Below are 12,575 nucleotides of genomic sequence, written 5' to 3' on the forward strand. Positions count from 1 at the left end.
AGGAGCTTGTCTAGAACAGCATAAACATTTATGCTGATAACATGGCAAGCAAGTTAATACCAAACAGCAAATTAACCAATAGACAAATAAGTCAGATCATAGACCTGTTTGTCCTCGAAGTACCAGCCATTAAGGTGGCTAAAGTACTCAAGGTTAATCGTCATTCAATAGAGCGAATCTACACGATCATCCGTCTCTGCCTAGCGCGTGAATGTGAATTACTATCGCCATTCACAGGCGAGGTAGAAGTAGATGAATCATATTTCGGTGGGAAACGTAAAGGTCATCGTGGCCGTGGCGCAGCTGGGAAAGTCCCTGTTTTCGGCCTATTGAAGCGTAATGGCAAGGTTTACACCCAGATAGTCCATGATGTCTCCAGAGAGACCTTGCGCAAGATTATTCATTCCCAGATAATTCCTGAAAGTGTGATCTATTCTGACAGCTTTAGAGCTTACGATGGTTTAGTCCTAGACGGCTTTAAACACTACCGTATTAATCATGATAAAGAATTCGCTAAAAAGCGCAACCACATAAATGGGATAGAAAACTTCTGGGGCTATGCCAAGACTAAACTTAAACGCTACTATGGGATAGACAGAAAACGGTTTAATTTGTATTTAAAAGAAATGGAATTTAGATTTAACCACCGGAAAGATGATAATTTGGCTAATATTATTAAAAAAATTATTAAAAAACATTACTAATTATTTGTCTGTTCTAGACAAGCACCAAAAATAATATAAAGAACCAAAAAATATAGACAACAAGCCGGAGGCTAGATTATGTTAATTATTATTGGACTACCCCTAGTGGCCAAAATCGCGCTTTGGGTCATTATCGCGATTGCCGTGATGGCTATTGTGGCAGGTATAATCTGGGCAGTTCTCTGTCTTTTAAAAGGCAGATCACCGTTATAAAAAACACAGGAGGAAGGAGGAAGTGTGAAAAAATTTTTCTATCAGGCCAGGCAAGCCTTCAGCTATGGTATGGAGTATGGTTGGAGGTTCTGTGTCGCTCTGATCATCAGCGCCATTGGCTTCGGCCTGATCATCGCTCCACTTTTGGGGGTCAGTAATCCTACGGTAATTTTACTAGGCATCATCGTTCTCGCCGGTGGGTTACTGGTGCTTGGAGGCATATTATCTGATGCTCCGGGAGCAAGAGGGTCGAAAGGAGCTGTCTGATGAAAGCGTTTAAAAGCCATCGCATCTACAATACATCTATAATTGTAATGCGGTGGCCTTTTTTATTGACAATTTTTTGTTTTTTGCTACACTATATTTAACCTGATTAATTTAATATTTGAATTTATGTCCAAAATAGCAGTAGTCCGCACCGGCGGCAAGCAATATGTGGTCAAAGAAAAAGACACCATTAAAGCTGAAAAATTAAATCTTAACGTCGGCGACAAATTGGATTTGGAAGTTTTGATGTTGGGAGAGGAAGACGGTTCCAAGGTAGAGGTTGGTCAGCCGGTTTTATCTACCAAGTCTAAGGCCAAGGTCGTAGAACAGGGTCGGGCCAAAAAAATACGCGTTGTTCACTACAAGAATAAAACCCGTCAACACAAAGTTTATGGACACAGGCAACCATTTACGAAGCTCGAAATAGAATCTCTAGGCTAATTCAAAAACCAAAGCAATCAAAAAATCCGTCCCGCGGTCGCGGGGCGGATTTTTAAATCTCTGTTCTATTATTCATTGCACTTTGCAGTGTTATCTCATCTGCATATTCGAGATCGCTACCCATGGGCAACCCTCGCGATAAGCGAGTTATTTTTATTTGTGGATATTTTTCTTTGATCAATTTTTTCAAATAAATAATTGTCGATTCACCTTCCATGGTTGGATTAAATCCCATTATTATTTCTTTCACTATCCCACCTGGTAGTCTTTTGCCCAAGGCGGTGATATTAAGTTTCTCGGCGGTGATACCATTTATTGGGTCAACTAAACCATTTAGCACATGATAAAGTCCATTGTAAGTGCCCATCTTTTCCAAATACCAAATATCTTGTGCCTCTGCCACTAGGCAGATTTTAGTGCGATCGCGTTTAGGCTCATTGCAGAGAGTACAACTGCTACTATTGATATAATTACCGCAAACAGGGCAACTGTATACCTCTTTTTTTAGCTTTAAAAGGTTATTGCCAAAATCTGAAATTTTTTCATCTCGCTCATTTTTTAATAAATAATAAACCAGCCGCTCGGCTGTTTTTTGGCCAATGCCCGGCAGCGAAGCAAAATTATCTATCAATTTTTGGATTATTTCAGGATGGTCCATAAAGTATTTTCCTCCCCTGCCTGAGGGGAGGTGGCGAGCTTTGGCGAGACAGAGGGGAGGGAGATACAGGTATTTCCACCACCCCCTTCCCTGCGGGAAGACCCCTCCTCAAGGAGGAGGGGAGAAAGAAGCGCTATTGCATCCCCATCATTTTTTCCGCCATGAGGCGTTGGACTTTTTTCACTGCTTCATTAAAAGCTTCTTTCAAATATTTCTCCTGCTGTTCTTTGGGGAGATCCGGATTAATTTCCACCCCAATCACTTCCTGATTGCCGTTCATAGTTATTTTTACGCCGCCATTTTCTGCTGTTGCTGTCTCATCTTTGAGCATGGCTTGGAGTTGTCCGGCCTGTTGTTTGAGTTTGTAGAGGTCTTTTATTTGTCCAAACATATGTTTTATGAATTTTATCCCGAGCGCAGTTGAGGGATCCCGGGTTTAATTATGATAAGGTAAATTAAAATTTATACTAATAAGAACCAGGCCCTTCTGCTCCACCTTGCTCCGCTTGGGCCAGGCTTTATAAAATTAGAACTGTAACTCTTCCACCTTTTGTTCAAGATTTTTGAAACTAACTGTTTCTTCATTGAAAAACAAGGACACTGATCCAGTCGGGCCGTTGCGATGTTTTTGAATGAGAATATCGGCGATGTGCGGTCTCGAGGTATCTTTTTTGTACACTTCTTCTCTATAAATAAACATTACTACATCAGCATCTTGTTCGATACTGCCGCTCTCTCTTAGGTCGGCCAACTTTGGTATAGCCATTGGCCTTGATTCTACCTGCCTTGAGAGCTGTGACAGGGCGATCAAGGGTACATTGAGCTCTCTAGCTATCGCCTTTAAACCGCGCGATATTTCCGAGACTACTTGGACCCGATTGTCCGGATTACTCGTACCGGCCCGGCCCTCCATCAGCTGCAGATAGTCAATTACAATCAACCCCAGTCCGTGTTCTGCTTGCAACCTTCTGGCCTTGGTGCGGATTTCCATTACATTAGCCATGGGAGTATCGTCTATAAATATTGTAGCTTCAGACAATGTACCCATTGCGTGACCGATTTTGGAAAAATCCGATTCATTACCATAGCTTTCTCTATCTGAAAGGTTTCCGGTGCGCAACTTCCACAGACTAACTCCAGCCTCGGCACAGAGCATCCTGTCTATCAATTGCTCCTTACTCATTTCTAGGGAAAATATGGCCACCGGGACATTTTGTTTTACCGCCACTTGCCTAGCAATATCCAAAGCCAAGCTGGTCTTACCGATACTCGGCCTAGCCGCCAAAATTATTAAATCTGATTTTTGTAGCCCCGCCAGTTTTTTGTCCAAATCGCCAAAACCGGTTGGCACCCCGCGCAATTTACCCTTTTCTTTATGTAGATCATCGATCCTGTCGAATGCTTCGGTCAGCAAGTTTTTGATGGGTACAAATTCTGGTTTCAAAAATCCTTGTGAAATGCCAAACAATTTACTTTCTGCCTGATCCAAGAGCGCATCCACTTCGCTTTCTTCCTCATAGCCCATCTGCTCTATCTCCGCCGCTGTCTCAATCATTTTTCTGAGGGTGGCTTTTTTTCTGACAATCTTGGCATAGTAAACTACATTAGAAGCCGTGGGTACTGAATTGGTCAGGTCAATCAAATATGTACGGCCGCCAACTGTTTCTAATAATTTTTTTTCTTCTAGTTTGGAAGTCAGACTCAAGATATCAATCGGCTCTTTGTCCTCATAAAGCGCCAACATATTTTCATAGATAATCCTATGAGCGTCTTTGTAAAATTCTTGTGGTATCAGAGCATCAGCGATTTTGGTAATGGCATTTTTGTCAATCAAAAGAGAACCAAGCACTGATTGCTCTGCTTCCAGATTTTGTGGTGGCATGCGGCCGACATCTTTCATAAACAAGAGTTATTTTTGATGTAATTATCTTACCATTTTGGCCTTACTCCTAGCAAGCGTTTTTTGTTCACATTTTAAGCTCTTTTTTATCCACAGCTTTAAATTTAATATTTTGTCAAATTGGGCTAAAATTAAATCAGAGCGCCCGCCAAAAAGCCATTGCGGAGAAGGGAGGTGGTACCCGACGACCAATCATCAAAATTCGTCAATCAATCAGCTTTACCCAGAGCAAGAGTAAACTGGGCAAGCAGGGGTTTTCCTCAGAAAAAGAATAAACCAGACGACGCATTCAGCTTCTCTGGCGTAAGGGCGAAGAGAAGAGCTAAAGGAAAAGAGCGGCGTTCGAAAAACAAAAACACAAGCGCAACAACTGAAAACGGCTAGCGAAAGGCAGCCAACTCAATATAAAGCCCCAGCTTCATGAGAAACTGGGGCCATTTTTTTGGATTTTGCTTTCCTGCTTGGTTTTGCTACCATTAAACTATATGGATTTATCAGTTATTATTGTCAGCTGGCGGGTCAAAGACCTGCTCCGTCAGTGTCTCAATTCAATTTACCAGCATACTTCTGGCCTGAAGTTTGAGGTTTTTGTGGTGGATAATAATTCTCTCGACGGCACTATTGAAATGGTCCGGCAGGAATTCCCCCAAGTGGAATTGATTGTTCACGCCAAAAACTATGGTTTTGCCGCCGCCAATAACGAAGCCATCAAATCCGCGGCTGGTCGCTATGTTTTGCTTTTAAATCCGGATACCGAGCTTTTTGATAATGCCCTTGGCCGCATGGTCGAACTGATGGATCGAAATGACGGTTGGGGCATAGCTGGTTGTCGACTTTTAAACACGGACAAAACTCTTCAGGAGTCAGTGCGTCGTTTCCCAGATTGGTTTGGCCAGGCTTTGATTCTATTGAAATTACAGCACACCAGATTGGGCCAAAAAGTATTGCGGCATTATCTGGCCAAAGATTTTAATTACGAGGCCGTTTCCTCGGTCGAGCAGATCATGGGTGCTTTTTTTATGATCCGCCGGTCAGTTTTGGACAAAGTGGGTCTTTTGGATGAACGTTATTTTTATTGGTTTGAAGAAGTTGATTATTGCCGTCGAGCCAAAGACCATGATTTCCAAGTAGTCTATACGCCGGAGCCGGCCGTTATCCATCATGGCGGCGCCAGCTTCAAGCAGCTCAATTGGCACAAACAGATCGTCTGGGATCACTCCTTGCAACATTATTTTTGGCTTCATGGCAAAAAATGGCAGTGGTTTATTTTGTGGTTTCTCCAGCCCATTAGTGTTTTATTAGCTTTATTGATTCACCTTTGGACAAAATAAAAAAAGAGCCCAGCGCTTTTCGCAACTGGGCATAATTCTAAAATGCGTGGGGGATATTATTATATTGTGGTTTTTAACACCTTGACTTTGTAGCCCGGGCCAGGAGACATGGGAGTTTTAGAGATCACGGTAAATCTATTATCGCCAAGTTTTTCTTGGACTTGAGCAGCATTAGGCTTTTGCCATGCTTCGGGGAACTCCACGATTAAAATGCTGTGTTGAGCACGGGCAGTAGAACTACCATTAGGCATAGTCAGAGCCTCCATTTTTTGGGTTTAAGTTTGTTTTTGTTTATATGGATTATGTTTCTCAATATACAATCAAATCATTAATTTGTCAATCATCCATGTCACTATTCCGCAAAACCATTATTTTCCTTATTCTCCTAGAGTTATTATCCATCTTTGCCTGGGGCTGGCCAGTTTTTAATTCGTTTTGTTTTGTGGTTATTTTGGGATTGGTTTTTATTCTGTCTCTAAAAAATTTATCTTTTGGCATTTTAATCGCTCTTGGAGAATTGATTATTGGCTCGCATGGCTATTTATTCTCTTTAAATATTGGACAGGGCTCCACACTGATCTCCATTCGTTTGGGTATTTTTCTGGTGGTGATGCTGGCTTTTGCCATTCAGCTTGTTAAAAAAGGCCTTAACAATTACTGGCAGGAATTAAAAGCTTTTCGGTTTTTCAGATATTATTTGCTTCTGGCCATCGCTATAGTCTGGGGATTTGCCTGGGGCCTTATCCGCGGCAATGATTTTGGTAATATTTTTTTAGATTTTAATAATTGGTTATTTTTTCTTTATCTTTTGCCCCTTATCAGTGTCTCCCAAGAGGAAAAATTCTGGCTCGCCCTGAGAAATGTCGCGCTGTCCTGCCTTGTTTGGCTGATCTTTAAAACTTTATTGTTTTTTTATATCTTTGCGCATCAATTTCTCTGGGCTCTGCCCGAGGCTTACCTCTGGGTGCGCGATACCCGGGTAGGTGAGATCACGCGTTTTACCGACACCTTCTATCGCGTTTTCTTCCAGTCACAAATTTATGCACTTCTAGGGTTTTTTATTTTCCTGCCTCTGGTAAAGAAAGTCCGCATTACCTATTATTCACTTCTCTCCATCGTTTGCCTTTCTGCTGTTCTTGTCAGTCTTTCCCGCTCATTCTGGGTTGGGGTTATCATTGCATTGGTTATTTATTTTTTATTTTTAATTTATCAATTGCGCGTTACGCATTACACATTACGCGTTGCCTCTAAAACTTTTCTACAACGTCTTTTACTTGTAATTCTGATTATCTTAGTTTCTTTTGCTCTATTATTCACCGTGGCTTATGCTCCGCCCCAAATTTCTGGTAATCTAGCCAATCTGTTTCGGGATCGGGCGACCGAAGTCGAGGCCGCTGGCTCTTCCCGGATAAATATGTTAAAACCACTCCTTTTGTCAATTGTGAATCACCCGGTCATTGGTTCTGGTTTTGGTACCACCGTGACCTACCAAAGCGCTGATCCCCGCATTATCCCAGCCACCGCTGGCGGCACCGGCGAATTCACCACTTACGCTTTTGAGTGGGGATACTTGGATTTGCTTTTGAAAATAGGTCTGGCTGGACTATTTGTCTACCTTTTATTAATATATAAATTACTATGTGTTGTTTGGCAACAAACAAAATCAGCAATCAGCAATCAGCGATCAGCAATCAGTAATTCGTTGCCCGGCCTCTTCCTCTCCCTCCTGGCTCTTCTTACTGTGAACGTCTTTACTCCTTATTTGAATCACCCTTTGGGCATCGGGTTTATATTAATTGTTTCAGTTTGGCTAAATTGTCAACAAGCCAAAGAGCTGTCATCCTCGGGCTTGAACCGAGGATCTACTCCTTATTATCCCAATAAATAAATTCTTTTCTTTTTGTTTTTTTCTGGATTGCCCGATCAAGTCGGGCAATGACAATAGGTGTTTTTTTAAATTGAAAATTAAAAATTCTAATTATGGTTTCTGTCTGCATCGTCACTTATAATTCTATGAAATATCTGCCCTATTTTTTGGACAGCATTTTTCATCAAAGCTACTGGCAGGAGAGGGGAGAGTCGCCGGATATTTTTATCGTGGACAATGCCTCTTCGGACAAAACTGTCGAGTATATTCGCACCAATTTTCCCGCTGCGCACCTGCTCCGCAACGTAAACAACATAGGCCTGTCGCGCGCCTGGAATCAGGCCATAAAGATGACTCATGGCGAATATCTTCTCATTATGAACCCCGATGTTATTTTGGACGAGAAATTTTTGTCTATTTTAGTCAAAGATATGGAAGATAATGCTGACCTTGGTTCGGCTGGTGGGAAACTGTATCAGTTGGACTTTGAAAAAGAAGGGGACTATCTTATTGCCCCAGCCAAAACCACCACCCTTGATTCCTGCGGTCTCCTTGGCTACAAAAGCCGACGCTTTGTTGACCGTGGCGCTGGTGAAAAAGACCTGAGCCAATACAATCAAAAAGAAGAAGTTTTTGGCATTAGCGGCGCCTGTCTACTAGTCCGCCGGAGCGCTCTCGAGCGTCTCAAATTTGGTGAAGAATATTTTGATGAAAGTTTTTTTATGTATCAGGAAGACATAGATCTCGCCTGGCGCCTACAGCTTTCTGGCTACAGATCAATTTATGATCCAGCGGCCACCGCCTGGCACCATCGCCGGGCCCGTTCTGGCCAAAAAAGCCAGCTCGCCACCCTAAAATATCGCCGGGATAAAGAAAATTTGGTCAACTTTCATTCTTACAAAAATCACCTAATGCTCCTTTATAAAAATGAGTTTCGTAACAATTTTTTCCTTGATTTCCCTCATATTTTTTGGTATGAGTTGAAAAAATTTCTATATGTGCTAATATTTGAGGCTGGCAATTTTTTCCGCTGCTGGACCTATATTTTAAAAAACAGGGGTCTTTTGAGACAAAAAAGGAGATTGGGTATGAAGCTAAAAAGGGTCAGGCCGGAAGAAGTGAGACAGTGGTTTTTGATAAGTAATAAGCAAGACAAGTAAATCAAGCGAGTTAAGCAAGTCAAGCATGGAAATAAATAGTTTCAGACAAATTTTAGCCTGGCAGAAGGCTCATCAATTGGCTCTGGTCATCTATAAGGCCGTTGGGTATCTACCTGATTATGAAAAATATAATCTAACCAGTCAAATGATTAGAGCCGCTGTTTCCACCTCGGCCAACATAGTAGAAGGCTTTGCTAGGCTTGGCTCGTCAGACAGTCTAAGGTTTTACAACATAGCAGAGGCTTCATTGGAAGAATTAAAATATCACACCTTGCTATGTTTTGATCTTGAGTACTTCAGTCAAAAACAATACCAATATCTATCAACCCTCGAAGATGAAGTCGGCAAAATCTTAAAGGGCTGGATAAAATCACAAATTAAAAACAAAAAAGACCTTACCTAATTCACTTGATTTACTTAACTCGCTTATCCATGAAATTATCCATTGTTGTTCTCAATTACAAAACCAGAAATTTGCTCAAGTACTTCCTCAAAGGAGTGCTTGATTTTAAATTTCCTTGGAGCTGGGAAATAGTAGTGGTGAACAACTCTTCCGAAGATGGCACAGATAAAATGATAAAAAAAGATTTCCCCGTGGCCAGACTTATTAGGAGTCCCAAAAATTTAGGCATGGGCGGTGGCAATAATCTGGGCATTATTAATTCCAATGGTGAATATATTTTGATCGCCAATCCAGATGTCACCCTCAATGAAACTGCCATAAGAGCAATGGTTGCTTTTATGGACAACCACCCGGAGGCTGGCCTTGTCGGCCCGAAGATTATCAATCCCGATGGCACCAAGCAAGACACTTGTTATCGTTGGCCAAAATTTTTTACCTTTCTTTACCGCCGCACCAGCTTTGGCTCTAGCCAAAAAGGGCAAACACACCTCGATCGTTTTCTTTATCGCGATATCAATCTAGATGAGCCGCAAGAAGTTGATTGGGTTTTGGGTGGTTGTTTTTTGGCTCGTGGCTCTGCTCTAGAAAAAACCGGTCTTTTTGACCAGCGCTTCTTTCTGTTTCTGGAAGATACTGATCTTTGCCGCCGGATGTGGCAACATAGATTCTCTGTTTGGTATTATCCCGAGGCTGAGGTTATTCACCTTCCCCACCGTCTCTCTGCTGGCAGCCGCAGTCTCAAAGACTTATTTTCTCTGGTGACCTGGATTCACATTGTCTCTTGGCTAAAGTATTTTTGGAAATGGCGCTAGAGGTTGCCAAAAAATGATTTTATGTTAGAATAAATTCAGTATAAAAATTAATTTTTCTCTGAGCGGAGCGGTAGTTCAGTTGGTTAGAACGCTGCCCTGTCACGGCAGAGGTCGCGGGTTCGAGTCCCGTCCGCTCCGCTTAGGGAAAAATAGGAAGCGACACAACTATTTGTGTCGCGTCGGGACGAGAACGCCGGAGCGTTGTTTGGCGAGCCAAGGGGCGAGCCGAACCGCGAGGCGGTGGCTAGGCCGAGCAGGCGGAAGCCAACGAGAGCCGCAGCCGAGTCCCGTCCGCTCCGCTTAGGGAAAAAACAATAAAACCGCCCACTACGATGTTGGCGGTTTTTATTTGGCAAGGGTATGTCTTTTATTGTATAATAAAGATAAGATCATTCTTATCCACTCATTTATTTTTTATGAAAAAAATCGCCATTTTTTACGTACTGTTTTTTATGATTTTTGTTTATTTTTTTACCCCCATGGTTCCATTCGCGCTTGCTGATTGTAACTGTATATGCGAAGGCGATACAATGGGTCAATTGGTTACTGGTAGTCCCGGTAAGACAAATAGCGCATGTGCGAATGGTTGCAGCCAAAAGGGTAAGGGGGTGTTAAGTTGCGAAGATTTAACTACAACCCCAGCCAACAATGCACCCTCTGGCAATTGTGACGGCAGCCAAGTTTGTCTAAAAGATCCTCTAGGTATTGATCCAAAACTTGGGCCCCAGCAGTTGTGGGCTAGGATTATTGGCGCCCTTTTAGCCTTTGTGGGTATTGGCGCCTTGGTTACTTTTGTCTATGCTGGTTTTATGTTCTTGGTTTCTGCTGGCAATCCAGAACAGGTCAAAAAAGCCAAAGACACTATGCTTTATGCCGCCATTGGCGCCGCTGTTTCCATGGGATCCTATGCCATATTGAGTTATATCCTTGGCATCTTACAAGGAGCTAGCGGCAACTAATTATTAAATTTTAGACAAAAGAAAAGACGCCACTTTGCTAAAGCAACTTGGCGTCTTTTTTATTTTCCTCCTTGTTTTTATTCCACTACAAATTTGTTTGCGTTTTTTAGGTCCTGTGTTACCTTGATGCCGTCCATACCCGGGTTCACCCAGAAGTGGTAATATCCACCCGGAGTGACAACCGTATACTTCTCCTCGCTGTTGCCAGCGGAAATCGTATACGTACAGCTGTCACCACGCTGTACGTAAAAGGTTTTACGGTTAGGGTTTAGAAACACCACCGCTTGGCCCTTTTTGGTCGGGGTTTCGAAGTGATAGTCCTGTTGGTATTGCCGCAGGCTATCGCGCACCGCGATTTCGCGGGCGGCTTTTTCTGCCTTAGGCTGAGCGATTACCACACCATATCCATCTTTAGCCACACCCTTGACCAGGCTGATCAAACTACCCTTTGTTTCTATATACTGACCAATTTCCTGGTCAGTTTCTTTGCCACTCTGGGACAGGGCTTTGGCGGTATTGTTCATAGCAATAGAGAAGCCCCCCCAAACGAGCAAGAGGGTTAGCCCGAAAGAAACCAGGCCATAGATACGTCGCTTTGCCCTGGCAGTGCGGATCAGTTTTTTCTCGTCTTCCGCCAGACTTATGTTGGCCCACTGATCCACCATGATGGCCATAACTATCAGGAAAAATATCACAATGGGCATCAGACGGAGCGCTCTCCACGAGGGGAACACGATGCAGTAAATCGTCGTGAGCCCAAGCGGGATAATCGCCGACCAGATATTCCTGATCTTTCGCGTCACGACGCTTCCGTCGATGACAGGTGTTGGTACACCGGTTGGCTCAAAACCAGCTTTCCGGAGTGCTTCCAGTAGGGCCGAGTGGATTGTCAAAAGCGAACCACTCAAAACCCTGATATAGAGCGAAAGCAGGAAAGCCACCGCACTGCCAGCCACAGCAACGGTAATGAACGGGGTGAGCAGGAAAAATCCTCCGATGGTCATAAGAAGACCATTGTGGAAGATAGCCCCAAGGCAGAAGAAAGCAATATTGCCAACGAGGCAGATAAGGAGGGAGTATAAAATCCCCCTTCTGTTTTGATTGACCACCTCATACGCCCTTTCTCCCACCCGGACACTCCCGAAGAACGCTATTTGCGCGAGCAGGCTGACCGTTCTGGCCGCCTGTCTCAGCGCGCCAATTATCTGGGGCAGAAAAAGATAGGCGATCCCCAGCTTCGCTCCGGTTTTTGCATCTTGATTCATTTTTTATCTCCCTTATCGTTATTTCAGTGCAGATAGGATAGCTTCGAGCGGGTTATTGATTTTTTTTTCCCAATCGTCGACCAGCTCGTCGATCGCCTTCTGGGCTTTGGCATGATGGTCTTTTAACTTGCCCCAGATCCGATCCAGGACGAAGTTTTTAGCGGTGTCCAGAAAAAATTCCTCGGTGATGAGCCCGGTTTCCAGCGCCAGCTTGGTCTTTATCGAGTCATCGTCATCATTTTCAATATTGACCAAAGAGTGGGCTAGGTTTTTGGCGTTTTCCATGCCGGGTTCAAAAGCATGGTAAGTACCAGCCAAAAGTATGCGGAGCTGGGTTACTTGGTGTTTTTTGAGTTTTGAAAGCCACCGAGTCCAAATTGTCCTCTCGCCCGTATCTAGAGACGCGATTACCTGCCCGGCAATGATCTCATCAGTTTGGTTTAGCCCCAAAAAAGATGGGGCGATCTTTTTGCGCAGTTCCGGGTTGAACCCCTTTATCTTGCCGTCTCCGCCCATTTCAAAAACTCCGTGGACGATGAAAGTGGAAATCAGGTCGCTCCAGAACTTTTCCAATATTTCATAAAATTTATTCATT

General features: G+C 43.3%; 15 protein-coding genes and 1 tRNA gene. 9 read left to right on the plus strand and 7 right to left on the minus strand.

Annotated elements, in window-relative coordinates; translation table 11 throughout:
* Nucleotides 1-41 precede the first annotated feature (41 nt).
* Nucleotides 42-704: an IS1595 family transposase gene (locus GYA54_02310; protein NMC51540.1), complete on the plus strand. Its 663-nt coding sequence runs from the start codon at nucleotides 42-44 to the stop codon at nucleotides 702-704.
* Nucleotides 705-979: 275 nt separating this feature from the next.
* Here GYA54_02310 and GYA54_02315 read toward each other — a convergent pair whose 3' ends face one another.
* The gene (locus tag GYA54_02315; GenBank protein ID NMC51541.1) at nucleotides 980-1,138 is read right to left on the minus strand and encodes a hypothetical protein; all 159 of its coding nucleotides are present in this window, start codon (nucleotides 1,136-1,138) and stop codon (nucleotides 980-982) included.
* 172 nt (nucleotides 1,139-1,310) lie between these two features.
* Here GYA54_02315 and rplU point away from each other — a divergent pair, with 172 nt between their 5' ends.
* Nucleotides 1,311-1,625, plus strand: a complete 315-nt coding sequence (gene rplU, locus GYA54_02320; protein NMC51542.1) for a 50S ribosomal protein L21 — start codon at nucleotides 1,311-1,313, stop codon at nucleotides 1,623-1,625.
* A 52-nt stretch (nucleotides 1,626-1,677) separates the two neighbouring features.
* Here rplU and recR read toward each other — a convergent pair whose 3' ends face one another.
* The 3 genes from recR to dnaB all read right to left on the minus strand — a co-directional run bounded on the left by recR (nucleotide 1,678) and on the right by dnaB (nucleotide 4,183).
* Entirely contained in the window at nucleotides 1,678-2,283 is a 606-nt protein-coding gene (gene recR, locus GYA54_02325) for a recombination protein RecR (protein ID NMC51543.1), read from the minus strand.
* 133 nt (nucleotides 2,284-2,416) lie between these two features.
* Nucleotides 2,417-2,674 (minus strand): YbaB/EbfC family nucleoid-associated protein, encoded by a 258-nt coding sequence (locus tag GYA54_02330; protein NMC51544.1) that lies wholly within the window; start codon nucleotides 2,672-2,674, stop codon nucleotides 2,417-2,419.
* Nucleotides 2,675-2,809: 135 nt separating this feature from the next.
* Nucleotides 2,810-4,183, minus strand: a complete 1,374-nt coding sequence (dnaB, locus tag GYA54_02335) for a replicative DNA helicase (GenBank protein ID NMC51545.1) — start codon at nucleotides 4,181-4,183, stop codon at nucleotides 2,810-2,812.
* A gap of 485 nt (nucleotides 4,184-4,668) precedes the next feature.
* Between dnaB and GYA54_02340 the strand changes: the two genes are divergently transcribed.
* Nucleotides 4,669-5,514: a glycosyltransferase family 2 protein gene (locus GYA54_02340; protein NMC51546.1), complete on the plus strand. Its 846-nt coding sequence runs from the start codon at nucleotides 4,669-4,671 to the stop codon at nucleotides 5,512-5,514.
* Between the two features lie 59 nt (nucleotides 5,515-5,573).
* On the opposite strand, the gene GYA54_02345 is transcribed toward GYA54_02340, so the two are convergent.
* Complete coding sequence (locus GYA54_02345; protein ID NMC51547.1) at nucleotides 5,574-5,765, minus strand: hypothetical protein; 192 nt, start codon at nucleotides 5,763-5,765, stop codon at nucleotides 5,574-5,576.
* Nucleotides 5,766-5,809: 44 nt separating this feature from the next.
* Between GYA54_02345 and GYA54_02350 the strand changes: the two genes are divergently transcribed.
* The 6 genes from GYA54_02350 (at nucleotide 5,810) to GYA54_02375 (ending at nucleotide 10,715) form a co-directional block, all read left to right on the plus strand.
* Nucleotides 5,810-7,402 (plus strand): hypothetical protein, encoded by a 1,593-nt coding sequence (locus GYA54_02350; protein NMC51548.1) that lies wholly within the window; start codon nucleotides 5,810-5,812, stop codon nucleotides 7,400-7,402.
* A gap of 92 nt (nucleotides 7,403-7,494) precedes the next feature.
* Complete coding sequence (locus GYA54_02355) at nucleotides 7,495-8,541, plus strand: glycosyltransferase family 2 protein (GenBank protein ID NMC51549.1); 1,047 nt, start codon at nucleotides 7,495-7,497, stop codon at nucleotides 8,539-8,541.
* A 25-nt stretch (nucleotides 8,542-8,566) separates the two neighbouring features.
* Nucleotides 8,567-8,944 (plus strand): four helix bundle protein, encoded by a 378-nt coding sequence (locus GYA54_02360; protein ID NMC51550.1) that lies wholly within the window; start codon nucleotides 8,567-8,569, stop codon nucleotides 8,942-8,944.
* 29 nt (nucleotides 8,945-8,973) lie between these two features.
* Nucleotides 8,974-9,756, plus strand: a complete 783-nt coding sequence (locus tag GYA54_02365) for a glycosyltransferase (protein NMC51551.1) — start codon at nucleotides 8,974-8,976, stop codon at nucleotides 9,754-9,756.
* Nucleotides 9,757-9,820: 64 nt separating this feature from the next.
* Nucleotides 9,821-9,894: transfer RNA gene (locus tag GYA54_02370), tRNA-Asp, on the plus strand.
* A 278-nt stretch (nucleotides 9,895-10,172) separates the two neighbouring features.
* Nucleotides 10,173-10,715, plus strand: a complete 543-nt coding sequence (locus GYA54_02375) for a hypothetical protein (protein ID NMC51552.1) — start codon at nucleotides 10,173-10,175, stop codon at nucleotides 10,713-10,715.
* Between the two features lie 77 nt (nucleotides 10,716-10,792).
* On the opposite strand, the gene GYA54_02380 is transcribed toward GYA54_02375, so the two are convergent.
* Both GYA54_02380 and GYA54_02385 read right to left on the minus strand, forming a co-directional pair.
* A complete protein-coding gene (locus GYA54_02380) occupies nucleotides 10,793-11,980 on the minus strand; it encodes a hypothetical protein (GenBank protein NMC51553.1) in 1,188 nt (395 codons plus the stop codon).
* Nucleotides 11,981-11,998: 18 nt separating this feature from the next.
* Nucleotides 11,999-12,574, minus strand: a complete 576-nt coding sequence (locus GYA54_02385) for a hypothetical protein (protein ID NMC51554.1) — start codon at nucleotides 12,572-12,574, stop codon at nucleotides 11,999-12,001.
* Nucleotide 12,575: the final 1 nt, after the last annotated feature.

The sequence above is a fragment of the Candidatus Kuenenbacteria bacterium genome (genome assembly GCA_012797775.1).
In the GTDB taxonomy this organism is placed as follows: Bacteria; Patescibacteriota; Patescibacteriia; order UBA2196; family GWA2-42-15; genus JAAZMX01.